Annotated in this window: 20 protein-coding genes; 12 read left to right on the forward strand and 8 right to left on the reverse strand. The window is 67.9% G+C overall.

What is annotated here, in order from left to right; translation table 11 throughout:
* The first annotated feature begins 130 nt into the window (after window positions 1-130).
* Both clpS and clpA read left to right on the forward strand, forming a co-directional pair.
* Window positions 131-451 (forward strand): ATP-dependent Clp protease adapter ClpS, encoded by a 321-nt coding sequence (gene clpS, locus FKV24_RS16175; RefSeq protein ID WP_111266355.1) that lies wholly within the window; start codon window positions 131-133, stop codon window positions 449-451.
* Between the two features lie 219 nt (window positions 452-670).
* The gene (gene clpA, locus FKV24_RS16180) at window positions 671-2,956 is read left to right on the forward strand and encodes an ATP-dependent Clp protease ATP-binding subunit ClpA (RefSeq protein ID WP_141483105.1); all 2,286 of its coding nucleotides are present in this window, start codon (window positions 671-673) and stop codon (window positions 2,954-2,956) included.
* Between the two features lie 82 nt (window positions 2,957-3,038).
* Here clpA and infA read toward each other — a convergent pair whose 3' ends face one another.
* From infA to trxB, 6 genes are all read right to left on the reverse strand, one after another.
* A complete protein-coding gene (gene infA / locus FKV24_RS16185) occupies window positions 3,039-3,257 on the reverse strand; it encodes a translation initiation factor IF-1 (RefSeq protein WP_027068842.1) in 219 nt (72 codons plus the stop codon).
* 169 nt (window positions 3,258-3,426) lie between these two features.
* Window positions 3,427-4,194 carry a leucyl/phenylalanyl-tRNA--protein transferase gene (aat, locus tag FKV24_RS16190; RefSeq protein ID WP_111266357.1) on the reverse strand — a complete coding sequence of 256 codons (768 nt, stop codon included), beginning with the start codon at window positions 4,192-4,194 and terminating at the stop codon, window positions 3,427-3,429.
* Window positions 4,195-4,226: 32 nt separating this feature from the next.
* A complete protein-coding gene (locus tag FKV24_RS16195; protein ID WP_141483106.1) occupies window positions 4,227-5,360 on the reverse strand; it encodes a GNAT family N-acetyltransferase in 1,134 nt (377 codons plus the stop codon).
* Window positions 5,357-6,649, reverse strand: coding sequence for a DUF2254 domain-containing protein (locus FKV24_RS16200; RefSeq protein WP_249041059.1), 1,293 nt, complete (start codon window positions 6,647-6,649; stop codon window positions 5,357-5,359). Before FKV24_RS16200 ends, FKV24_RS16195 begins: the two co-directional genes overlap by 4 nt.
* Before the next feature lie 93 nt (window positions 6,650-6,742).
* The gene (locus FKV24_RS16205) at window positions 6,743-7,636 is read right to left on the reverse strand and encodes a metallophosphoesterase (RefSeq protein ID WP_141483107.1); all 894 of its coding nucleotides are present in this window, start codon (window positions 7,634-7,636) and stop codon (window positions 6,743-6,745) included.
* Between the two features lie 23 nt (window positions 7,637-7,659).
* Window positions 7,660-8,607, reverse strand: coding sequence for a thioredoxin-disulfide reductase (gene trxB / locus FKV24_RS16210; RefSeq protein WP_111266360.1), 948 nt, complete (start codon window positions 8,605-8,607; stop codon window positions 7,660-7,662).
* Window positions 8,608-9,039: 432 nt separating this feature from the next.
* Between trxB and FKV24_RS16215 the strand changes: the two genes are divergently transcribed.
* From FKV24_RS16215 to crcB, 5 genes are all read left to right on the forward strand, one after another.
* On the forward strand, window positions 9,040-11,403 hold the full coding sequence (locus tag FKV24_RS16215) for a DNA translocase FtsK (protein WP_249041060.1): 2,364 nt from the start codon (window positions 9,040-9,042) through the stop codon (window positions 11,401-11,403).
* Between the two features lie 59 nt (window positions 11,404-11,462).
* Window positions 11,463-12,509 carry a hypothetical protein gene (locus FKV24_RS16220; RefSeq protein ID WP_141483109.1) on the forward strand — a complete coding sequence of 349 codons (1,047 nt, stop codon included), beginning with the start codon at window positions 11,463-11,465 and terminating at the stop codon, window positions 12,507-12,509.
* 125 nt (window positions 12,510-12,634) lie between these two features.
* Window positions 12,635-13,276 (forward strand): outer membrane lipoprotein periplasmic chaperone LolA, encoded by a 642-nt coding sequence (lolA, locus tag FKV24_RS16225; protein ID WP_425481667.1) that lies wholly within the window; start codon window positions 12,635-12,637, stop codon window positions 13,274-13,276.
* A 354-nt stretch (window positions 13,277-13,630) separates the two neighbouring features.
* A complete protein-coding gene (locus FKV24_RS16230) occupies window positions 13,631-14,917 on the forward strand; it encodes a replication-associated recombination protein A (protein WP_141483111.1) in 1,287 nt (428 codons plus the stop codon).
* Window positions 14,918-14,928: 11 nt separating this feature from the next.
* Window positions 14,929-15,327, forward strand: coding sequence for a fluoride efflux transporter CrcB (crcB, locus tag FKV24_RS16235; protein ID WP_111266365.1), 399 nt, complete (start codon window positions 14,929-14,931; stop codon window positions 15,325-15,327).
* 36 nt (window positions 15,328-15,363) lie between these two features.
* Here crcB and FKV24_RS16240 read toward each other — a convergent pair whose 3' ends face one another.
* Window positions 15,364-16,023, reverse strand: a complete 660-nt coding sequence (locus FKV24_RS16240; protein WP_141483112.1) for a hypothetical protein — start codon at window positions 16,021-16,023, stop codon at window positions 15,364-15,366.
* 40 nt (window positions 16,024-16,063) lie between these two features.
* Complete coding sequence (locus FKV24_RS16245) at window positions 16,064-16,987, reverse strand: LysR family transcriptional regulator (RefSeq protein WP_141483113.1); 924 nt, start codon at window positions 16,985-16,987, stop codon at window positions 16,064-16,066.
* 66 nt (window positions 16,988-17,053) lie between these two features.
* Here FKV24_RS16245 and FKV24_RS16250 point away from each other — a divergent pair, with 66 nt between their 5' ends.
* The 5 genes from FKV24_RS16250 to FKV24_RS16270 all read left to right on the forward strand — a co-directional run bounded on the left by FKV24_RS16250 (window position 17,054) and on the right by FKV24_RS16270 (window position 23,827).
* On the forward strand, window positions 17,054-17,665 hold the full coding sequence (locus tag FKV24_RS16250; RefSeq protein WP_141483114.1) for a LysE family transporter: 612 nt from the start codon (window positions 17,054-17,056) through the stop codon (window positions 17,663-17,665).
* Window positions 17,666-18,042: 377 nt separating this feature from the next.
* Window positions 18,043-19,209 (forward strand): lactonase family protein, encoded by a 1,167-nt coding sequence (locus FKV24_RS16255; protein ID WP_141483115.1) that lies wholly within the window; start codon window positions 18,043-18,045, stop codon window positions 19,207-19,209.
* 477 nt (window positions 19,210-19,686) lie between these two features.
* Entirely contained in the window at window positions 19,687-20,730 is a 1,044-nt protein-coding gene (locus tag FKV24_RS16260; protein WP_141483116.1) for a hypothetical protein, read from the forward strand.
* Complete coding sequence (locus FKV24_RS16265) at window positions 20,730-23,579, forward strand: helicase-related protein (RefSeq protein ID WP_141483117.1); 2,850 nt, start codon at window positions 20,730-20,732, stop codon at window positions 23,577-23,579. Before FKV24_RS16260 ends, FKV24_RS16265 begins: the two co-directional genes overlap by 1 nt.
* Entirely contained in the window at window positions 23,576-23,827 is a 252-nt protein-coding gene (locus tag FKV24_RS16270) for a type I restriction-modification system subunit M N-terminal domain-containing protein (RefSeq protein WP_249041061.1), read from the forward strand. The genes FKV24_RS16265 and FKV24_RS16270 overlap by 4 nt, the downstream gene beginning before the upstream one ends.
* Window positions 23,828-23,945: the final 118 nt, after the last annotated feature.

Here is a 23,945-nt window from a genome sequence, read left to right on the forward strand (position 1 = left end):
CGCACCCGCATCCGGGCGCCGGAGCCGGGCGCGCGCGGAACCGCGCCGCCGTCCCCGGTCGCCCGTCGCGCGCGCCCGCGATTGCGTGGCGGTCATGCGAAGGCCTTGCCCAGCCTCTTATAATCCCGGGATGGCCAAACAGACCGATCAAGAACATCACCACGGGACACTGGTGGAAGTCGACAAGCCCGAGGTGGCGCGTCCGCCGCTGTACTCGGTACTGTTGCTGAACGACGACTACACCCCGATGGACTTCGTCGTCGAGGTGCTGATGCGGTTCTTCCCGATGAACATCGAGAAGGCCACCCAGATCATGCTCCACGTCCACACCCGCGGCCGGGGCGTGTGCGGCGTCTTCACCCGCGAGGTGGCCGAGTCCAAGGTGGCGCAGGTGAACGAATATTCAAGGCTCAACCAGCATCCCTTGCTGTGCACGATGGAAAAGGCCTAAAAGCTGTGTTCATCACGTCCTAGTTGATGAGGGCACGAGGATGGGCGAACCTGCAGGTGGTTCGACTCCTGGCGTTGAACCCCGTGCGGCCGGCGCGGTCCAATCGGGTGAAGGGACAGCAGCACGGCCGCCGGCGGGATTCAGTGTCCCTCCCGGCCCGGTGGAATTCCGCCGCGGTTACCCCCATACAGGACCGCAGTAGCTTTCCGGAGATCATCCATGTTCAGCAAGGATCTCGAATACAGCATCGGCCAGTGCTACAAGCGCGCCCGCGAGGCCCGCCACGAGTACATGACGGTCGAACACCTGCTGTTGGCCCTGCTCGACAACCCCTCGGCCGAGGGGGTGCTCAAGGCCTGCGGCACCGACTTCCATCGTCTGCGCGCCGACCTGGAGCAGGCCATATCGACCTCGGTCGCGGTCCTGCCCGAGGACCTGGACCGCGACACCCAGCCCACGCTCGGGTTCCAGCGGGTGCTGCAGCGGGCGGTCTACCACGTGCAGTCCTCGGGCAAGAAGGAGGTCACCGGCGCCAACGTGCTGGTGGCGATCTTCGGCGAGAAGGATTCCCACGCGGTCTACTACCTGGGCCAGCAGGACATCTCGCGGCTGGATGTCGTCAACTACATCTCCCACGGCATCGTCCGCCACGAGTCCGGCGAGGGCGAGGCCGAGGGCGGCAGCGAGAACGAGATCCGTCCCCCCGAGGCCGAGGGCGAGGGCAAGGCCGATCCGCTGGACGAGTTCGCGGCCAATCTCAACAAGGCAGCCGAGGAAGGGCGGGTCGATCCGCTGGTCGGTCGCGCCGAGGAGGTCGAGCGGACCATCCAGGTGCTGTGCCGCCGGCGCAAGAACAATCCGCTGTACGTCGGCGAGGCCGGGGTCGGCAAGACCGCGATCGCCGAGGGCCTGGCCCTGCGCATCGTCGAGGGCAAGGTGCCGGAGGTGCTCAAGGACGCGGTGATCTACGCGCTCGACCTCGGCGCCCTGGTCGCCGGGACCAAGTACCGGGGCGACTTCGAGAAGCGCCTGAAGGCGGTGCTGTCGCAGCTGAAGAAGCAGCCCGAGGCGATCCTCTTCATCGACGAGATCCACACCATCATCGGCGCCGGCTCGGCCAGCGGTGGGACCATGGACGCCAGCAACCTGATCAAGCCGGCGCTGGCGACCGGCGAGTTGCGCTGCATCGGATCGACCACGTTCCAGGAGTACCGCGGGATCTTCGAGAAGGACCGGGCGCTGGCGCGCCGGTTCCAGAAGGTCGACATCGTCGAGCCGACCGTCGGCGAGGCCTTCGAGATCCTCAAGGGCCTGCGCAAGCGCTACCAGGAGCACCACGACGTGCTCTACACCGACGACGCCCTGCAGGCGGCGGTGGACCTGTCGGTCAAGCACATCGGCGACCGCCTGCTGCCGGACAAGGCGATCGACGTGATCGACGAGGCCGGCGCCCGCCAGCGGCTGATGCCGGAGGAGGAGCGCCACAACCTGATCGACGTCGACGACATCGAGTTGATCGTCGCCAAGATGGCGCGGATCCCGGCCAAGCAGGTCAGCGCGACCGACAAGGACGTGCTGCGCAACCTGGAGCGCAACCTGAAGATGGTGATCTTCGGGCAGGATCCGGCGATCGAGACCCTGACCTCGGCGATCAAGCTGGCCCGTTCCGGGCTCGGCAATCCGGACAAGCCGATCGGCAACTTCCTGTTCGCCGGCCCGACCGGCGTCGGCAAGACCGAGGTGACCAAGCAGTTGGCCCTGCAACTGGGCATCGAGCTGGTGCGCTTCGACATGTCCGAGTACATGGAGGCGCATTCGGTGTCGCGGCTGATCGGCGCCCCCCCGGGCTATGTCGGCTTCGACCAGGGCGGGCTGCTGACCGAGAAGATCGTCAAGACCCCGCACTGCGTGCTGCTGCTGGACGAGATCGAGAAGGCGCACCCGGACATCTTCAACATCCTGCTGCAGGTCATGGACCGCGGGGTGCTGACCGATACCAACGGCCGCGAGGCGAACTTCAAGAACGTGATCGTGGTGATGACGACCAATGCCGGTGCCGCCCAGGCTTCGCGCCGCAGCATCGGCTTCACCCGTCAGGACCATTCCACCGACGCGATGGAGGTCATCCGCAAGAGTTTCAGCCCGGAGTTCCGCAACCGCCTGGACGCGGTCGTGCAGTTCCAGGCGCTGGAGATGGAGCACATCCTGCGGGTGGTCGACAAGTTCCTGATCGAGCTGGAGACCCAGCTGCACGAGAAGCGGGTGACCCTGAGCGCGACGCCGAGCGCGCGCGACTGGCTGGCCCAGCACGGCTTCGATCCGCTGATGGGCGCACGCCCGATGACCCGGGTGATCCAGGACCGGATCAAGCGTCCGCTGGCCGACGAGCTGCTGTTCGGCAAGCTGGTCGAGGGCGGTCGGGTGACCATCGACGTGCGCGACGACGAGCTGGTCATCGATGTCCAGCCGGAACCGGAAAGGCTGCTGCCGGCGTCGGTCGTCTGAGCGACGGCCGCGCCCCCGGCGCGGTCTGGGGGCACGAAAAAGGCGGCCTTGGCCGCCTTTTTCAATCAATGAGTTACATGAATCACTTCATGCGGTAGGTGATGCGGCCCTTGGTCAGATCGTAGGGCGTCATTTCCACCTTCACGCGGTCCCCGGTCAGGATGCGGATGTAGTGCTTGCGCATGCGGCCGGAGATGTGGGCGATGATCTCGTGCCCGTTTTCGAGGCGCACACGGAACATGGTGTTCGGAAGGGTTTCCGATACCGTGCCCTCGAATTCGATCACGTCGTCTTTGGCCATGTGTTCCTTGGTGTTGCGGTGCAGGGGTTGTCGGGAGGGAAGCCGCTACAGACGGTCTTCCAGAAGCGACTGACAAGCCGCGCATTCTGCCATGCTCTTGGCGGCGGCGCAAAGAATACCTCGCTGCCGGCGAAGGGCCGGCCCCGGGACGGAGCCTCCGGCGCAGCGCTCAGGCCTTGGCCAGCGCCGCCGCCGGCAGGCAGCCGAAGCGATCGCGCCAGTGGCCGGCAGGTTCGGGCAGGGCGGTCAGGCGGGCGACTTCGGCGAGGAAGGCCGGGCGCGGCATCGCGACCGCGCCAAGGCCGAGCAGATGGTCGTTCTCGACCTGGGCGTCGAGCAGCGGCCAGCCCCACTCGCACAGCCGCCGCGCGAGTCCGGCCAGGGCCAGTTTGGAGCCGCCGGAGCGTGCGCTGAACATGCTCTCGCCGAAGAACATGCGCCCGACCGCGACGCCGTACAGGCCGCCGACCAGGCCATCTCCCCCGGTGGTGGCATCGACGACCTCGATCGAATGCGCGTGACCGGCCCGGTGCAGCTCGATGTAGGCGCGGATCATCGCGTCGGTGATCCAGGTGCCGTCCTGTCCGGCGCGGCGGATCCTGGCGCACTGGACGATCACCGCCTCGAAATCGTGGTCGGCCCGCACCACCAGGCTGGAGCGGCGCAGCCGACGCCGGAACCTGGACGACAGCCGTACGCCGTCGTTGCCGGTCCGGAACACTGCGCGTGGATCGGGCGACCACCACAGCAGCGGCTGGCCGTCGGAGTACCAGGGAAAGATGCCGTGGCGGTAGGCGTTGAGCAGGCGCGCGCAGGACAGGTCGCCGCCGATGGCGAGCAGTCCGTTGGGGTGCCGCAGCGCGGCTTCCGGCGCCGGGAACGGCGCCCGCGGATCGTCCGCCAGCAGCGCGGGGAGGGTGAGCGGGGTCGGCGCCATGGCCGGCATTGTGGCGCGAAGCCGGTCGCGCGTCAGGCGCCCGTCCGCCGGAATGGCGTGCGCCCGGCCAGGGTCCCGGCGTAGCCGCGGACCGCCTCGCCCTCCTGCCGGCACCACGCGCGCAGCGGCTCGCGGAACCGCGGGTCGGCGATCCAGTGGTGGCTGCGGGTGAGGGTGGGGAGGAAGCCGCGGGCGAGTTTGTGTTCGCCCTGGGCGCCGGGTTCGAACCGGGTCAGTCCCTCGCGCAGACAGTATTCGATGCCCTGGTAGTAGCAGGTCTCGAAATGCAGCCCGGGCGACTGCAGGCGGCTGCCCCAGTAGCGTCCGTACAGGGTGTCGCCACCGCGCAGGCACAGCGCGCCGGCGACCCGGCGCCCCTCGTGTTCGGCCAGGATCAGCACCAGCCGCCGCGGCAGGGTCGCGGCCAGGTGGCGCAGGAACGGCAGGGTCAGCGCCGGGTGGTTGCCGTACTCGGCGAAGGTCTGCAGGTAGAAACCGTGCATCGCGGCCAGATCGTCGTCGTCGACCTCGTCGCCGTGCACGACGCGGAAACCGATGCCGCTGCGGGCGACCCGCGCGCGTTCCTGGCGGATGTTCTTGCGGTGCTTGTGGTCGAACGCGGCCAGGAACGCACCGAAGTCGTCCCAGCCGGCGTCGTTGCGCCAGTGGTACTGCACGTCCAGGCGTGGCAGCCAGTCGCTGTCGAAGCTGGCGGTCTCGGCGGCGGCATGGAAGTTCACGTGCGCCGACGACAGACCGTCGCTGACGCAGGCGTCGACGATCGCATCGAGCAGGATGGCGCGGTCGCCGGCATCGGCGGCCAGCAGTCGCGGTCCGCTCACCGGCGAGTAGGGAATCGCGCACAGCCACTTGGGGAAGTAGTCCAGGCCGTGCCGCGCGTAGGCGTGGGCCCAGGCGTGGTCGAACACGAACTCGCCGTGGGAGTTGTCCTTCAGGTAGCCCGGTGCCGCCGCGACCAGGACGCCATCGCGCCACAGGGTGAGGTGGTGCGGGGTCCAGCCCCAGTCGCCGCGGATGCAGCCGTGGCGCTCCAGGCCGGCGAGGAAGGCATGGGCCAGAAACGGGTTGCGGCCATCGTGCAGCGCGTCCCATGCCGGGGCCCCGACGGCATCGAGGCCGGAGAGCCAGCGGATCTCGACGCTCATCGTTCGTCGACGACGTCGGACGGGGCCTGCAGCAGCGCCGGCCGGCCGGCGGCGCGCACCGCTTCCAGGTCCGGGACGAAGTCCAGCGTCGCTTGCGCCCGCGCCAATGCCTCGCGGGCGTGCCGCCGCAGCGGCGCCTGGAAGCGCGCGTCGCCGAGGTCGTCCAGTGCCGCCAGCGCCTTCTGCAGGCGGATGCCGATCTCGCGCATGCCGGCACCGTCGCGAGCGATCGGGGGGAACACGTCGTCGAACATGTCCTCCTCGCGCAGCGCTGGGACGAACACGCGCGGGTAGGCGATCTCGATCTCGTCCTCGCGGTTCGCGCGCCCCTGCGACCAGCCCGACAACAAGCGCACGGCGGTGCCGATCACGTCGATCGCGGTGCCGGGGTCGTTGATGCCCGGGGACAGCGCCCGCACCGCGACCTCGGTCAGTACCACCAGGCCGTAGCGCGGGTCGTGCTCGAAGGTACGGGCGTCGCCGACGATGAAGGCGTCACGGATGCGCGCGGCCTGCTCCTGGTCGAGCGTCGTCGCCGCCACGGTCGCCAGCGCCCGTCCCGGAACCGCGAAGGTGCCGGGCAGGGCCTGCAGGTGGATGTCGAAGCCGCCATCGCGGGTGACCCGGTCCAACTGCTCGATGTCGATGTACTCGACGTAGCCGACCTGTCCGGACTCGACAGCAGTGCCGTCCTCCGGCGGCGGCCGGTATGGGGCTCCGCCCAGCCAGGGATTGCGCGCACGGTGCTGCATCGCGCGCCGGGTCGCGTCCTCGACCAGGTTGATGGTCTCGCCCATGCGCCCGAAGCGGGACAACTGCTCGATCCAGCGCAGCAGGGTGACCGTGATCAGGACGATCACCGCGATCGTCGCCGCCAGCAGCAGGACCCGGCCGCTGTCGCCGTAGATGCCGGCGCTGAGCGCGATCAGGCCGACGATCGAATACAGGAAGGCGCCAATGAAGGTCGCCAGCGAGGCCTGCGCGGTGGTGTCCTCGATCAGCAGCCGTGCCGCGCGCGGAGTGGCCGTGGTCGACGCGGTACCGTAGGCCGACACCATCGTCGCCAGCGAGAACGTGGTCACCGCCAGCATCGAGGTGGCGAGAATGCCGAGGATGTTGCCGACGGAACCGGCGCCGATCGAGCCGGCCAGGCCGTGCGGAATCAACGGCTGGGCGACCGCGCCCAGCAGCGCGGTGACGATGCCCAGCGCGCCGTACAGCGACGCCCGGAACCACATCCGCCGCTTCAGCCTGGAGAACAGGAACCGCCACTTCTCGGTGATCGCCACGCAATCCCCCTTCGGAGCATCCGCATCAGTATGACCGGCGGCGGGTGAGGGCGGTCTTCAGTCCGGTTCCTCGCCGCCACCGGGCCGCCAGGATCAGGGCCGCAGGTGCAGTACGTCGATGACCGGCGGGTTGAACAGCCGCATCGGCAGGCCGACCTCGCCGACGCCGGCGGTGACGAAGGTCCGCACCGTGCCCTGCGGCGTCTCGAACAGACGCTCGCCGCGGTCGAAGCCGTAGGCGCTGGGAATCACCCGCGGGTACAGCCACGGGATCCGGATCTGGCCGCCGTGGGTGTGTCCGGCCAGGACCAGGGCGGCGTCGCCAGGCGCCAGTTCGACCGCGCTGTCGGGGTTGTGCGCGAGCACCAGGGTTGGACGGTCCGTGGCCGGTGCCGCCTTCAGGAAGCCGGGGTCGTCCTTGCCGGCCCAGCGGTCGCCCAGGCCGGCCAGGCGCGTGCCGCCGGGGCCGGGCAGGATCCGGCCCTCGATCACCTCGACGCCGTGCGCGGCCAGCGCCGCGCGCAGTTCGGCGTCGATGTCCGGTCCCGGCGCCTGCTGGTCGTGATTGCCGAGCACCGCGTAGACCGGTACCCGCACCGCCGCCAGCGGCGCGAACATCTCCCGCAGCGAGGCACCATCGGGCTCGTAGGTCAGGTCGCCGGCGATCAGCACCGCGTCCACCGGCAGGGCATTGAGCCGCCCGACCACGCTTTCCAGGTAACCGCGCCGTTTGTAGACGCCCAGGTGGATGTCGCTGACCAGGGCCAGCGAGGTCCGCACTCCAGTCCCGGCCAGGGTGGTTTCGCGCACCACCAGCAACTGCGGCTCGACGAAACGCGCCCACACGAACACCAGCAGCGCGGCGGTGGCGGCGCCCGCGAGCAGCCGCCACTGTCGGCGGCGCAGGCGCCACAGCAGCCAGGCCAGGACCGGAAGCGCCAGGTAACTGCCGAGGAACAGCGCCTGTTTGATCTGCAGCTTGTCCATGCCGCGGGCTCAGCCTGACCGGATCACTTCTCCAGGAAGCGTTCCGCGTCCAGCGCCGCCATGCAGCCGAAGCCGGCCGAGGTGATCGCCTGGCGGTAGACCTGGTCGGCGACATCGCCGGCGGCGAACACACCCGGCACGCTGGTCGCGGTCGCCTCGCCGGCGAGGCCGGTCTTGATGGTGATGTAGCCGTTGTTCATCGCCAGCTGGCCCTCGAACAGGCCGGTGTTGGGGGTGTGGCCGATCGCCACGAACAGGCCGTGGATGTCCAGCTCGCGGGTCGAGTCGTCCTGCACCGACTTCACCCGCAGCCCGGTGACCCCGGCGTCGTTGCCCAGCACCTCGTCGACCACGTGGTGCCAGACCGGCTCGATCTTGCCGGCCTCGATCTTGGCGAACAGCTTGTCCTGCATGATCTTCTCCGCGCGCAGGGTGTCGCGGCGGTGGACCAGATAGACCTTGCGGGCGATGTTGGACAGGTACAGCGCCTCCTCGACCGCGGTGTTGCCGCCGCCGATCACCGCCACGTCCTGGTCCTTGTAGAAGAAGCCGTCGCAGGTCGCGCAGGCGGACACGCCGCGGCCCTTGAACGCCTCCTCGGACTCCAGCCCCAGGTACTTGGCGGTCGCGCCGGTGGAGATGATCAGCGCGTCGCAGGTGTACTCGCCGTTGTCGCCGACCAGCTTGAACGGCCGCTCGGACAGGTCGGCGGTGTGGATGTGGTCGAACACCACCTCGGTGTCGAAGCGCTCGGCATGCGCCTGCATCCGCGCCATCAGGTCCGGGCCCATCAGTCCGTGGGCGTCGCCCGGCCAGTTGTCGACCTCGGTGGTGGTCATCAGCTGGCCGCCCATCTGCAGGCCGGTGATCATCACCGGCTTGAGGTTGGCGCGGGCCGCGTAGACGGCGGAGGTCCAGCCGGCGGGACCGGAGCCGAGGATGACGAGGCGGGCGTGCTTGGGAGGGGTCATGGGTATAATCGCAGCCTGTTGTGGCGCGCATCCGCGCGCGTGGAGTCGGGTGTCGAACCGGTGTCCAACCGTGGGTATCGAATCGTGTCTTCGGACGACGCGGCACCGGGGATACGCGCGGCGCCGGTCGAGGTTCAATAGCTTGGAGGCGGCGTGTCGGCAAAACAAGGCGGCCGACGCGACGCTGGGTTCCATGCGACGGGCGCGTCGCCGGCGACGGAACGGCACGATGGGTGCGTGGCCCGGCGAGGGGGCGAGGCGAGGGCGCGCACGGACCGCGGATGTGTCCGGGTGCGGCCGGGGTTCGCGCGAGGGCATATCGGCGTGGCGAGCTCGCGGGATCGCCCCGGCATCCGCGCCGCACCCACCCGAGGCAGTGATTTTGCTGTATCTTCAACGACTAACGGAACCTAGCTGAGGCAGAACATCACGGTGGCGTCCGCGGCAAGCACAAGCAGAAAGAAGTCCCAATCCGCCGATCCCAAGCGCGCGCCGCCGTCGCCGCGCCGGCAGCGGCTGATGCGCGACATCGCCCTGATCCTGATCGCGCCGTTCCTGCTGTACCTCCTGGTCAGTCTGTTCACCTATTCGCCCGACGACCCGAGCTGGTCGCAGTCGGGCAGCGTCACCGCGCCGCTGCACAACGCCGGCGGCCAGGTCGGCGCCTGGATCGCCGACGTGCTGCTGTACCTGACCGGCTATGTCGCCTTCCTGCTGCCGCTGGTGCTGGGCCTGCTGGCCTGGATCGCCTTGTTCGGGATGGACAGCGACGGCGACGGCCAGGCCGACCTCGGTCCGGCCCTGCGCCTGGTCGGCATCGTCGGCTTCCTGGTGTCCTCGACCGGCTTCCTGCATCTGCGCCTGGGCGTGGCCGAGAACTTCTCCGCCGGCAGCGGCGGCATCCTCGGGCAGCTGGTCGGCAAGTCGCTCTACAGCGGTTTCGGTCCGGTCGGCGGCAACCTGTTCCTGCTCGCCCTGATGCTGGTCTCGGTCACCCTCGCCACCGGCATCTCGTGGCTGGCGGTGATGGACCGGATCGGCCAGTGGGTGATGGCGCTGGGGCCGTTGGCCTCCCGGCTGTTCCGCGACGGCAGCAAGCAGGCCAGCCAGTGGCAGCAGACCCGGGCGATGCGCGAGGAGCGCGAGGAGGTCCGCAAGGTCGACAGCGAACTGCGCGCCAAGCGCGCGCCGGTCAGGATCGAGCCGCCGTCGGCACCGGTGGTGGAGAAGAGCGAACGCGCCAAGCGCGAGACCCAGATTCCGCTGTTCCACGCCGGCGACGGCTCCGGCATCCCGCCGCTGGCGCTGCTGGACGATCCCAAGCCGCAGCCCAAGGGCTACGACGAGCAGACCCTGGAGACGTTGTCGCGGCAGATCGAGTTCAAGCTCAAGGATTTCCGCATCGAGACCCAGGTGGTCGGCGCCTATCCGGGCCCGGTGATCACCCGCTTCGAGATCGAGCCGGCGCCGGGCGTGAAGGTCAGCCAGATCAGTTCGCTGGACAAGGACATCGCCCGCGGCCTGTCGGTGAAATCGGTACGCGTGGTCGACGTGATCCCGGGCAAGTCGGTGATCGGCCTGGAGATTCCGAACACCTCGCGGGAAATGATCTTCCTGTCCGAGCTGCTGCGCTCGAAGGAATACGACAAGGCCGCCAGCCCGCTGACCCTGGCGCTGGGCAAGGACATCGCCGGTCGTCCGACCGTCGCCGATCTGGCGCGGATGCCGCATCTGCTGGTCGCCGGCACCACCGGTTCGGGCAAGTCGGTCGCGGTCAACGCGATGGTGCTGAGCCTGCTCTACAAGGCGTCCTCGAAAGACCTGAAGATGCTGATGATCGACCCGAAGATGCTCGAGCTGAGCGTCTACGAGGGCATTCCGCATCTGCTGGCGCCGGTGGTCACCGACATGAAGGAGGCCGCCAACGGCCTGCGCTGGTGCGTGGCGGAAATGGAGCGCCGCTACAAGCTGATGAGCGCGGTCGGCGTGCGCAACCTGGCCGGCTTCAACAAGAAGGTCCGCGACGCCCAGGACGCCGGGCAGCCGATGGTCGACCCGCTGTTCAAGCCCAATCCGGAGATCGAGGAGGCGCCGCCGACGCTGGAGCCGCTGCCGTACATCGTCGTGTTCATCGACGAGTTCGCCGACATGATGATGATCGTCGGCAAGAAGGTCGAGGAGCTGATCGCGCGCCTGGCGCAGAAGGCCCGCGCCGCCGGCATCCACCTGATCCTGGCGACCCAGCGGCCGTCGGTCGATGTGATCACCGGCCTGATCAAGGCCAACGTGCCGACCCGGATCGCGTTCCAGGTGTCGAGCAAGATCGACTCGCGCACGATCCTCGACCAGTCCGGCGCCGAGACCCTGCTCGGCAACGGCGACATGCTGTACCTGCCGCCGGGCACCGCGATGCCCGAGCGCGTGCACGGCGCCTTCGTCTCCGACGAGGAGGTGCACCGCGTGGTCGAGCACCTGAAGGAGGCCGGCGGCGGTCCGGACTACATCGCGGGCGTGCTCGACGAGGTGCAGACCCTGGGCGACGGTTCGGTCGTCGGCGCCACCGGCCTGCCCGAGAGCGGCGGAGGCGGCGACGAGTCCGATCCGCTCTACGACCAGGCCGTGCAGATCGTCACCGAGACCCGGCGCGCATCGATTTCCGGCGTGCAGCGGCGGTTGAAGATCGGCTACAACCGGGCCGCCCGCCTGGTCGAGGCGATGGAGGCCGCCGGCGTGGTCAGCGCGCCCGAGCACAACGGCGACCGCACCGTGCTGGCACCGCCGCCGCCGCGCGACTGATGCCGGTCCGGATCCGGGCTCGAAACCGCCGCTGGCGGTTCGCATGGGTGGCATGGCTGATGGCCGCCGCCGCCCAGGCCGCCGATCCCGCCAGCCCGGCCGCGCCCGGTCGCGAGCCGCCCCTGATCGAACAGCAGCGCCCGCCGATCCTCGACGTGTCGATCCCACCGGAGCGACGCGCCGACCTGTCGAGCTGCGGCGAGGCTTCCAGCGCGTGGCTGGACGAGGTGGCCCGGACCTGCTGGCCGGTGCTGCAGGCCGTCCAGCGCTATACCCTGGCCGAGTTCGCGGCCTACGAGGCCATCAATGCGCGGCGCCAGGAACGCGCCGACGCGTCGGCGCTGAAGTCCGAAGCGCTGGAGCGGTTCGAGGCGCTCTTCGAGGCGGTCGGCGAGCCGCGCTGGCCGCTGCAGAAGTTCCTGCTGATCAAGACGCTCGCGGAAGAGGCGCTGCTGCACGAGGCCTTCGGCGACTACCCGCGGGCATTGCGGGCCAACGCGCGGTTGATCGCACTGGCGGAGCGCGCCACCGATGACAGGGGCGCGATGGAGTTCCGGCTGGCAGCGGCCTATCAGAGGCACTGCGAGTACCTGCTGGCGCTGTCGCGAAGGCAGGAGGCCCGGGCCGTGCATGCAAAGGCGTTGGCGCTGCTGGACACCCCGTACGGCTACAAGAACGCCTGGTTCGTGTCGAAGGTCAACAGCCTGATGGCCCTGGACGCGATCGCCGAGGGCGAGACCGATGCCGCGCTGGCGATCGTGGATCCGTACCTGGCGCGGGCGCGTGCGATGGAGGAGGGCATGCGGCTCGGGCTGAGCCGGCATATCGATCTCAAGCTGTACCTGCTGGCAAGGCAGGGCCAGGCCGGGGCGGTGCTGGCATTGCTGGACGAGCGTCTGGCCCGGGAACGGCACTCGCAGTGCATCCGCAGCGACCGCTTCTTCCCCTATGTGCTGGCGCCGCTGCGCGACGATCCGGCGGTGGCCGCGAAGCTGTCGGCGATCGCCTGCTCCGCGCGCGACCTGGCACGGATGGACGAGGTCGCCGCCAACGGGCTGCTCGACCCGGACGGCAAGGTGCTGTTGCCGCCCGAGCGGTCCCGCTGAGACGGCGCGCACGCGGTGCGGGGCGTGCCCGGGCCGCCGGTCCGATCGCTCGCACGGCCCTGGATCGACGGAGCGTCTGCATTCATCCTGAACTCGGCACACTCGCCGCAACGACTTTCCGAAGGATGTCCGCGATGCGTCTGACCCAACTGACCACCCTGATCGTCGCCCTGGCCACGCTGCTGTTCGTTTCCGGCGTCCATGCCGGTGCCCGCGAGGACATGGCGCGTTTCACCCAGGGCCTGAAGGGCCTGGACGGCGAATTCACCCAGAAGGTGTTCGACGCCAACGGCCGACTCAAGGAAACCTCGACCGGCAAGGTCGCGGTGTCGGCGCCGCGCCAGTTCCGCTGGGAATACCTGACCCCGTACCCGCAGCTGATCGTCGCCGACGGCAAGACGGTGTGGATCTACGATCCGGACCTGGAGCAGGTCAGCCGCCGGCCGCAGGGCGTCGAGGAGCAGAACAATCCGCTGGGCGCCCTGGTCGACCCGGCCCGGCTCGACGCCCAGTTCGTGGTCACCGAGGCCGGCCAGTCCGACGGACTGAGCTGGCTGACGCTGGCGCCGAAGGACGGCAGCGAGGCCAGCTTCAGTTCGGCGCGGCTGGGCTTCCGCGGCGGCGCGCTGGCGCGGATGAACATCGTCGACACGCTCGGTCAGCGCACCGAGATCGAGTTCAGCCCCTGGACCCGCAATCCGGGCTTCGTCAAGGGCACCTTCGACTACACGCCGCCGGAAGGCGTGGACGTGATCGGCGAGGGCTGAGCCGACGCCTCCCTGCAGGAGCGGCGTGAGCCGCGATCGGGCGTTCATGGGAAGGCTTGTCGCGGCTTGCGCCGCTGCTGCGGAAGAGCCGTGGCCGGCGCTACCGGCACGCAGTGGTGCCGCCTCGTCCCGATTTCCCACCGAGCCGGTCTCGCCCTGGCGGACGCCCGATTGGTATCGTGGGCGTCCCCAACGTCATCCGCGCCCCGAACCTTGTCACGCCGTGCTTCGCAATCGCCGCCTGAAACGCCGGACCTGCTGGGTCCCGGTGCCGAGTCGTCTTTGTCGCCAGCGACAGGCGAGGCGACGATAGAGCCGTCCGCAAGCGCGTCGCTCCGCCCGCTGGCCGAGCGCATGCGTCCGGCCAGCATCGACGAGATGGTCGGCCAGCGTCGCCTGCTGGCCGAAGGCACGGCGCTGCGCCGCGCCATCGAGGGCGGGCACGTCCATTCGATGGTGCTGTGGGGGCCGCCGGGCTGCGGCAAGACCACGCTCGCCCTGCTGCTGGCCAAGTACGCCGATGCCGAGTTCCGCGCGATCTCGGCGGTGCTGTCGGGGCTGCCGGAAGTGCGCAAGGTGCTGGCCGAGGCCGAGCACCGCTTCGTCAACGGCCGCCGCACGGTGCTGTTCGTCGACGAGGTCCACCGCTTCAACAAGGTCCAGCAGGACGCGTTCCTGCCGCATATCGAGCGCGGCACGATCCTGTTCGTCGGCGCGACCACCGAGAACCCCTCGTTCGAGCTGAATTCCGCGTTGCTGTCGCGCTGTCGCGTGCATGTGCTGGAAGCGGTGTCGGCCGAGGACATCGCCGTCGCCCTGCGGCACGCCCTGGACGACGAGGGGCGCGGCCTGGGCACGCAGGCGGTCGAGGTCGACGATGCCTGCCTGGACCAGATCGCCCGCGCCGCCGACGGCGATGTGCGCCGCGCCCTGACCCTGCTGGAGATCGCCGCCGAGCTGGCGGCCGAGGAGGGCGGCCGGATCACCGAGGCGACCCTGATGCAGGTGCTGGCCGACCGCACCCGCCGCTTCGACAAGGGCGGCGAGCAGTTCTACGACCAGATCTCGGCGCTGCACAAGTCGGTGCGCAGCTCCAATCCCGACGCCGCGCTGTACTGGCTGGCGCGGATGCTCGACGGCGGTTGCGACCCGGTCTACCTCGCACGCCGGCTGACCCGGATGGCGGTCGAGGACATCGGCCTGGCCGATCCACGCGCCTTGCAGATGGCCACCGACGCCTGGGATACCTACGAGCGCCTGGGCAGCCCCGAGGGCGATCTGGCATTGGCGCAGGTCGCGATCTATCTGGCCAGCACCGCCAAGTCCAATGCCGCCTATGCGGCGTTCAAGGCGGCGCGCGCCGACGTGCGCGAGTTCGGCACCCAGGACGTGCCGATGCACCTGCGCAACGCGCCGACCAAACTGATGAAGTCGCTGGGCTACTCGAAGGGCTACCAGTACGATCACGATGCCGAGGGCGGCATTGCGCTGGACCAGACCGGCTTTCCCGATGCGATGGGCGAGCGGGTCTACTACCGACCGGTCGAGCGCGGCATGGAGATCAAGCTCGGCGAGAAGCTCGGACGCCTGCGCGAGAAGCGCGAACGGGCCCGGCGCGAAGCCGGCGAGCGTGGGGACTGACCGGGGGCGCGATGTCGATTCCGCTTTGGTGGCAACAACTGCTGGTGGTGATGTGCGGCGGCGCGCTGGGCGCGGCCGGGCGCTACTGGCTGGGCGGCGTGCTGCTGCGGCACATGGGCAACGGATTCCCGTGGGGCACCTTCGCCGCCAATCTGATCGGCTCGTTCGCCGCCGGTTTCCTCGCCATCTGGCTGGAAGGGCGCGGCCCGGCCGGCCTGTACTGGAAGGCGTTCCTGATCGTCGGCGTGCTGGGCGCGCTGACCACCTATTCGGCGCTGATGCTCGACTGCCTGCTGTACGCGCGCTCCGAGCGCACGCCGCTGATGTTCCTGTACCTCGGCCTGACCCTGGCCTGCGGCCTGTTCCTGGTCTGGAGCGGCGCCCGGGTCGCGATGATGGTCAGGGGGTGAGCGCGGGGATGAGCGGGAACGGTCGGCCGGCGGCGTTCAGCACGGCCCGACTTCCTGCCACTCGTTGCCCTCCTTGCGGTAAGCGCGTCCGTCGATGCACTTGCCGCCGGACTGCTGCAGCGCCTGGCGTTCGCGTTGCGCCTGTTCGCGCATGACGCGTTCGCGTTCCGCGGCTTCGATCCGTTTGCGCCGGATCTCGTTCAGCGCGGCCTCGCGCTGATCCTTGGACAGGGGCCGGTCGTCGGTCGCCGGCGCGGTTGCCGGTGCCGGCGTCGTCGTCTGCGGGGCACGTGCCGCGTCGCGATCGGCGCAGCCTCCGATCAGCGGCAGGACCACCGCGATCGTCGTGATCCAGGCGCTGGCGCGAAGACCTCGCGTCGGCATGCTTGTCTGATCCATCGTGTACTCGCAGGCGGCGAACTCCCGGCAATGGTAATCTGAAGCCGAGCGCCCCCGCAGCGCCTGGGGCGCCCGGCCTTGTTCCTCTGTGACCGCGATCAAGGCCCGGATCCGGTATCGGACCGCAAACGCGGCGCGCTGGAGGAAAACCTCTTGCACGACGATCGTCAGCCAAGGGTTCCACTGAAGTCCGAAGGGCTCGGCCCGTTCTCGGTGGCGGCGCTGATCGTTGTCCTGGTGATACTCGCCGCACTGGGCGCGCTGCCCGGGCCGGTCGCGTGGGAGCTGATCGGGCACTAGTCGCGCGCCGGCGCCGAGCGGCGTATCCGCTCCATGCTCAGGCGATCTCCCTCAGCCATGCCAGCAGCTTCGCCTCGGGGCTGCCGTCCGACGGCGGCGCCGGTGACAGCAGGCAGTAGCGCGTACCGTCCTCGACGAAGCCCAGCGGCGCGGTCAGCACGCCGCTGTCGAGATCGTCGCGCACCAGGTGCCACGGACCGATCGCGACCCCGAGCCCGGCGACCGCCGCCTGCAGGCTGAAGTAGAAGTGCTCGAACTGTTGTTCCGATGCCGGCGGCAGTGCGCATCCGGTTGCCGTCGCCCACGCGTCCCAGGCCGATGGCCGCGTGCGCGTATGCAGCCGCGGGGCATGCGCCTGCAGGGCGGGGGAGGCGTGTGCGCCTGCGAGCCAGTCCCCGGCCCGATCCGGGCGGCAGACCGGGCCGGTACGCTCCTCGAACAGGTGCTCGGCGTGGTAGTGGGGCGGCCACGGGAAGTCGGCGCGCCGGATCGCCAGGTCGACGCCGTCGTCGAAGGAGAACGGGCCGCCGCCGGCGACCAGATGGAAATCCAGTTGCGGGTGTCGGGCGGTGAAATCGGGCCAGCGCGGAATCAGCCAGCGCATCAACAGGGTCGGTTCGCACGACAGCACCCGCCGTGTCGATCGACGGGCGCCGGCGCGCAACTCGGCGGTGGCCTGGCGAATCACCGCCAGTCCCTCGGAAGTGGCGCGCGCCAGCCGGCGCCCGGCATCGGTCAGGAACACCCGCCGGTTGCGGCGCTGGAACAGGGCCACCCCCAGATCGTCCTCCAGCAGCCGCACGGCACGGCTGATCGCGCCGTGGGTCAGGTGCAGGGCTTCGGCGGCCTGGCTGAAGTTCTCCAGTCGCGCCGCGGCCTCGAAACAGCGCAGGGCCTGGAGAGAGGGCAGGCGCCGGTCCGCTTTATGTGAGTACTCATCACCGATGTCGTCAGTAAACATCGCTATTGTCCGGGCGCCTATGTCAATAGATTGAGTGAGTATCGCAGACATCCAGAAGCACCGGGCATGACCGAACTGATAGCTGTAATCACGATAACCCTGATCGCCGTGATCAGTCCGGGGCCCGATTTCGCGATGGTCTCGCGCAACAGCCTGATGCTGTCGCGCCGCGTCGGCGTGCTGACCGCACTGGGCATCGGCCTGGGGGTGCTGGTCCATGTCGGCTACACGATGCTGGGCGTGGGGCTGTTGATCCGGCAGTCGCGCTGGATGTTCGACACGATCAAGCTGCTCGGCGCCGCCTACCTGATCTATCTGGGCGTCAGGATGCTGCTCGCGCGGCCGCGGCAGGCCCAGGGCGTCGCGCCCGCGGTGGCATTGTCGGATATGGCGGCACTGCGGACCGGCTTCCTGACCAATGTGCTCAACCCCAAGACCACGATCTTCATCGTCAGCCTGTTCATGCAGGTCGTGCAGCCGCAAACACCGGTCGCGATCCAGCTCGGCTACGGCGCCCTCATTTCCCTGGCGCACGTCGCCTGGTTCGGCCTGGTCGCGCTGTGCTTCTCCGCCGGCACGGTGCGCGGCCGGCTGCTGGCGGTCAGCCACTGGATCGATCGCCTATTCGGAGGGCTGCTGGTCGGGTTCGGCCTGTTGCTGGCCCGGGGACAGCGCTAGGGCGGGGCGGGTAGTCTCGCGCAGGTCGCCCGCGCGATCATTGGCACAAGACCGAAGAAGCCAAGCAAAGCGACCCATTTGCCAAGCCTGACGCGGCTACGGCCGTCGTTGCCTGCTTCGACTTTGGCCGGAGCAGGGTGGGACGTGCTCGAATCGATGAGCTCAGGTCAGGTGTTCGCAACGGAAAAGGGTGTGCGCCCATCGCTGCCTCGGCTGACCACGGGGCCACCGCATCCGTGTGTAACCGGTCGACCCTCCGCAACGAACTCCGCCCATGCATGGGTGGATCGGCTGCCTCGTGCTCCGCCGTCTTGATCCTTCCGACCTCCACCATGCGCCCCTGAAGTCATAACGACCACCTATTCGGGAGTGAATCCATGAGTGCCATTACCAACTCAAGCAACCGCGTCGCGTCGCGCAGGTCGAAGAAATCCGGCCGTCGTGTCTCCGGGCTTGTCGCCCTCGGCTTCGTTGTCGCCGTTGCGGTCATGCAGCCGGGCGTCGCCAAGGTCGCAGCATCGAAAGGCATGGTGTTCTCGTTGAGCAACGCGCCGTGGGGCAACAGCGTTCTGGTGTTCCGGCGCAACCAGGACGGTAGCCTGGAGCCAGGCAGGCCGGTCTTCACCGGCGGCAAAGGCACCGGTGACGGTCTCGGCAATCAGGGCGCGCTCGCGCTCAGCGATTCCGGCAAATGGCTGCTGGCCGTGAATCCGGGCAGCGACAGCATCACGGTGTTCCTGGTGACGGGCGAGAGGATCCTGCGCCGGGAAGTGCAGCCCTCGCTGGGCGAGCAGCCGATCAGCGTGACCATCGAGAACGACCTGGTGTACGTGCTCAACGCCGGCAGCGACGCCATCCAGGGGTTCCGGCTGGATGCCTGGGGACGATTGACGCCGATCGCGCACTCGCGCCGCAAGCTGAGCGGGAATGGCGTCGGCGCCGCCCAGGTATCGTTCAACCGCGACGGCGACCTGCTGGCGGTCACCGAGAAAGCCACGAACCGGGTGGTGACCTTCGAGGTGGACGGCGACGGCCGGCCCGGCGAAGCCAATGTGTACGACTCGCCGGCACCGACCCCGTTCGGATTTGCGTTTGGCCGTCGCGACCAGATGCTGGTCTCCGAGGCGGCGGGCGGCGCAACCGGCGCCAGCACCCTGTCTTCCTGGCAGCTTGCCGGCGACGGCAGCGCCAGTCTGATCAGTGCCGCCGTACCGAGTCAGCAGAGTGCCGCCTGCTGGGTGGCAGTCTCCCGCGACGGTCATCTGGCATACGTCACCAATACCCGGAGCGACAACGTGTCGACCTATGCCGTCGCCGACAACGGCAGCGTCGGCCTGGCCGAAGCGGCCGCCGGACAGACCGGATCGGGCAGCGCGCCCACCGACATCGCCCTGGACCGGAACAATCGCTTTCTCTACACCCTCAACCCCGGTAACGGAACCATCAGCGCCTTCTCGGTGGACGAGACCGGCGTGCTGCAGCTGGTCGAGCACCAGGTGGTGAACGCCGGAAGCGGCCGCGTCACCGGCCTGGTCGCCCGCTAGGCCGATTCTCCAAACATGTGAGGCGCCGATGGTGCCGCCTGCCGAGGGCAGGGCAGTTTGCAGGATGCGGGGACGAGGTTGCCCCGCATCCTGCCTGCCCTTGCTGATTGCAGCGCCTCAGCTTCGCGCCCGGGGCGGCTTCGATATGGGGTGGGGCGAACTTGGCTTGGGGCGGGTGGGTGATTAGGCACCGTTATCGGGGGGTAAGAGCGACCTGCTCTTGACTCAGCCCTCACTACGCGGTTACGCGGAGTTTGGGGCCCAGGTCTTGCCGGCAAGACCAACTGCCGAGTGGTTCGAGGCGCCAGTCTGTCGACTGGGTTCCAAACAGGGCAGTGAAGCGGCAATCGAGTTCGCCCGGTCGAGGAACTATGGATGGGCGAGTGATAAGGCATGGGTCGCGAACGGCGGGGGGCTCAACGGTGAGACCGAAAAGTGCATACTCCCTCACGTGTCAGCTGATCCTGGGGGGGATCCATGGCCGATCTGACATCGAGAGAGGGGCGTTGCGACGGATTGCTGGAGTCCGCGGCAGGAAAGGTACCAGAGTACGATCACGACCGGATCTCGGTCCACGACCTGATAGAGCTGGGTATTAGTGCTGCGGCTCCGTCATCGGCGACCTCCGTACTGGCCTGCGCCGCCCAAATCGCAGGACGGGCGGCCGTGTCGCCCACGACAGACTCTGAAACTCCGGTGGTCGCTCAAAAAAATGTGGCCGACCCGACAGCTGGTGACGTCTTCCCGTTCGAAGTGCTCGATCTCTACGAAGAAGACAGTCGGCCGACCCCGGAAGACCATCTGGAGCAGCTCTGGTACCTGGAAGTACCCGAAGCGGGCGACGAGGAGGTTGTTCGTGAGGTTTCAAAAACAGGCGTCTCATCCGACGAGCGTGCGATGCAGCTCGCGCTGGAATTTCTGCAGGAAGAGGGGCTGTACTCGGAACGTCACCTCGACCTGCTGGCCGACATCATCCGGCAGCGTGGCTGGAGCAGCGTACAGCACCAGATCCGTGGACTCGTCCTGGCCGGATATGACATTGCGCAGATCTATAGTATGTTCCAGCTCACCGATGCATGGCTACACTGTGTCGAAAGTGACACGCTCGCACCCGAGCGCTGGCATGGCGGCACGCGCCTGACCTGGCTTGAGGCGGCGCAGTTGTTGGACTTCCAAGGACACGACGCGGAACTCGAACAGATCGCGGACTTCCTGTCTTCGGAGCAGGAGGTCTGGCACGAACTGCGTCGGGATTCGGGCCAGCTCGCCACGTTCAAGAACTATCTGTTCAAGTACCGCCTGTCGCCGCGAACCCAGGTGAGTGATGGTATCTGGCAGAGCAATCTGGATCCGGATGACACGCGATCATTCGACGGGACGCGGAACTATCTTTACTCGTCGTGCTGGTGGGACGAACCCATCGATGGCGGCGCGCGCGACGTCAGGCAGATGTTTGGTGCAATCTGTGATCCGGCCCGGATCGCGGATTGGCTGTCACCCGATACGGAGGAGCTGTATTGATGGGAGATCCGCTGATCCCGGCCAACGGCGCCTGGGTGCTGCCCTCCGGGTCGCCGGATCGCCCACTTCCGGGCGTTGTGCAGGCTGTCCATAGATCTCCGAAGGGGGTGTCGCTCACGGTGACGTGGACAGCCACCGGAGCCAGCGAACTGATTCCGTTGCATGCCGTTAAATGCGGCCTGCGACCCGGTTACGTGGTCCTGCATGTCCCCGCATCCACCTTCGAAAAGTCGTTGGGTTACGGAGTGGTGGAGTCCCTCCGCACGCTCGGGAAGCGGACCCAGGCCTTGGTCGATTTCGTGGCTGAGGGGAACCGCATCTGGGTACCGTGGCAGCGTCTGCGGTTCATCAAGGACGCGCGTTTCCGTTTTCGCACGGGGGACCAGGGCGGTCCGGATGCGGCCGAACGCTTCCGCTTGCGCAGTCTCGCCCATGCCCTCGCGCTCTGGAACGAGAACACTGGTGCCCTCTCGCATTTCGATATCGATCCTCTGCCGCACCAGATCCATCTGGTCCATCACATCCTCGGCTCCGGAAACCTTAACTGGCTGATCGCTGACGATGTCGGCCTCGGCAAGACCATCGAAGCCGGCCTCCTGATCGCGGCGCTGCGCCAGCGCGGTATCGCGCGCCGCATTCTCCTCGTCGTTCCGGCGGGCCTGACCCGCCAGTGGCAGGAGGACCTCAAGTACAAGTTTGGCCTCGACGACTTCCGGATCTATGGTTCCGACTTCACCATCAGCGACTCCTCCCACTGGAAGCTGTACGATCGCGTCATTACCTCCCTCGACAAAGCCAAGGGTGAAGGACACCTGCCCAAGCTGATGGAAGCCGAGGACTGGGATCTGGTCATATTCGACGAGGCCCATCGCTTGAGCCGCCGGCAGTACGGCAAGAAGTTCGAGAAGAGCGATCGCTTCAGGCTGGCCGAGGCGCTGCGCGAGAAGACCCGCAACGTCGTGATGCTCACCGCCACGCCACACCAGGGCAATCAGAGCCAGTTCCAGGCCTTGCTTGAACTGCTACGCCCGGAGTTGAGCGGCCAGTTCAAAATGCTGGACGTGGACCCCAGCGTGCTGGCGAAGATGGTGTTCCGCAACCGGAAGTCCGACGTTACCGACATCGACGGCAACTTCGTATTCCATGGCCAGACGTCAAGGATGGTACAGGTGGATTCCAGCCCAGAACTAAGGGAACTGGAAGCGCAACTACGAGCCTATCTGAAACTTGGGTACCAGGCTGCCGAACGGGCGGGCCGACGGCGCGGAAGCGCCATTGGCTTCGTGATGACGGTCTACCGCAAGCTTGCGGCCTCCTCGATCCGCACCCTGCAACTGGCCCTGGCACGCCGCCTGTCCAGGCTGACGTCAGACGCGGCATCTGTCCGCTTCCTTGAAGATCTCGGGGACGAGCGGTTCGAGGGCGAATACGAAGAGGCCAGGGTCGGGATCGACGAGGCGCGGGAGGAGTTCTTCTCCGGCGAGGCTGGAAGGCTCAAGACCCTGATCGAGGAGTGCCACGTCGCCTGCGAGGAAGACGACAAGATGAACGCCTTCCTCGACCGGGTGATCGCGCCCATCACCCGCGACAACAGCGGCGAGCGCGTCCTGGTGTTCACCGAGTACCGAGGCACACAGGACTATATCGTCGAGCAGCTCTCCGCTCGCTATGGTGCCGACAAGGTGGACGTCATCAATGGCAGCATGGATGTCGATGAACGCCGCGCCGCCATCGCCAGGTTCGAGGACACGGGGCAGTTCCTGGTCTCCACCGAAGCCGGCGGCGAGGGCCTGAACCTGCACCGGCGCTGCCACATGCTCGTCAACTACGATTTGCCGTGGAATCCAATGCGGCTGGCCCAGCGGATCGGCCGCCTGTACCGCTACGGGCAACAGCACCACGTGGTGGCGATCAACCTACAGGGCGTAGCCTCTGCCGACGACCAGGTCGTCAGCAACATGTATGCCCGGCTGCAGCAGGTCGCCGCGGACATGGCCGGCGTCGACCAGACATCCTCCGAGAACCTCGTCAGCGACATCGTCGGCGAGCTGGCTAGCCTGCTGGACGTGGAGGAGATCCTGGAGCAGGCGGCAACGGCCGGCGTGCGTCGCACCGAGGAAAGCATCGAGGAAGCGATGCGACGGGCCCGGGAAACTGCGGAGCTGCAGCGCGACCTGTTCCAGCATGCGGTCAGCTATGACGCTGACGAGCTGCGGGGGGGCTTCCGCGTCGGCGTGCTGCACCTTAAGGCATTCGTGTTTGGCATGGTGACATTGCTGGGGGGATCAATCCACCAGAGCAAGCGCTTCCCCGGCGTGGCTTGGCGAATCGAAGTGCCGGCGGATGCCCGGCTCCCCAGGCTCGGCCGCGAGGGCCGGGTTACGTTCACCCGGGAGCTGCGGCACCAGGCGACCGAAACGGAGGTGCTCGATCTCGACCATCCATTCGTCCAGGATCTGCTGTCCCGTGCACGAAGCTATGATTTCCAGGGGCTGACCGCCGGAACCACGCTGTCGGGGTTTGGCCACCTGGTTACAGCCATGTTGCGCTGGCAGGACGAGCGCGGCCAGCGACTGCGGCAGGAGTTCCTGGCGGTGGGCGTGGACGGCGAGGGCCAGCTGCACGCTAACCCGCAGGGGGTGGAGTCCTGGTTCCTTGAGCCGATGGACACCGACCGTTGGCCCGTCGAGCGTGACGCGACCCGGGAAGTTCACGACAATATCGAGCGATTCATCGACAACCAGCTTGCCCGCAAATCCAACGCTAGCCTGCACCCGGAGAACCGGGAGTGGCTCGGCGCCGCCTGGTGTCGGGAGCCAGCGGTAGGCGAGGGCGCCGGAGCACCATGATCACAGGCACCAGCAAGACCCAGGTCGACAACATCTGGAACGCGTTTTGGAGTGGCGGCATCTCCAATCCCATGGAGGTCATCGAGCAGATGATCTACCTGCTGTTCATCAAGCCCGTCGACGAGCTGCAGACGGTCAAGGAGAAAAAGGCCAATCGCACGAAGCAGCCGATCGAGGATCCCGTCTTCAACAGCCGGGCGGCAGAAGACGGTACGGACCTATTGTGGATCGCAGCGTTCACAGACTAAGCGACACGGACTCAGTGCATAATTTCGCATAATGCATAGGGCGTGTTGCCGTTCAGGTTCGCCGCCACCGTCGCTTTAGCCGGGGCAGGGAACACCATCAGGGCGACGACCGCGATCG

This window comes from Marilutibacter maris (assembly GCF_006546735.2).
GTDB classification, from domain to species: Bacteria; Pseudomonadota; Gammaproteobacteria; order Xanthomonadales; family Xanthomonadaceae; genus Marilutibacter; species Marilutibacter maris.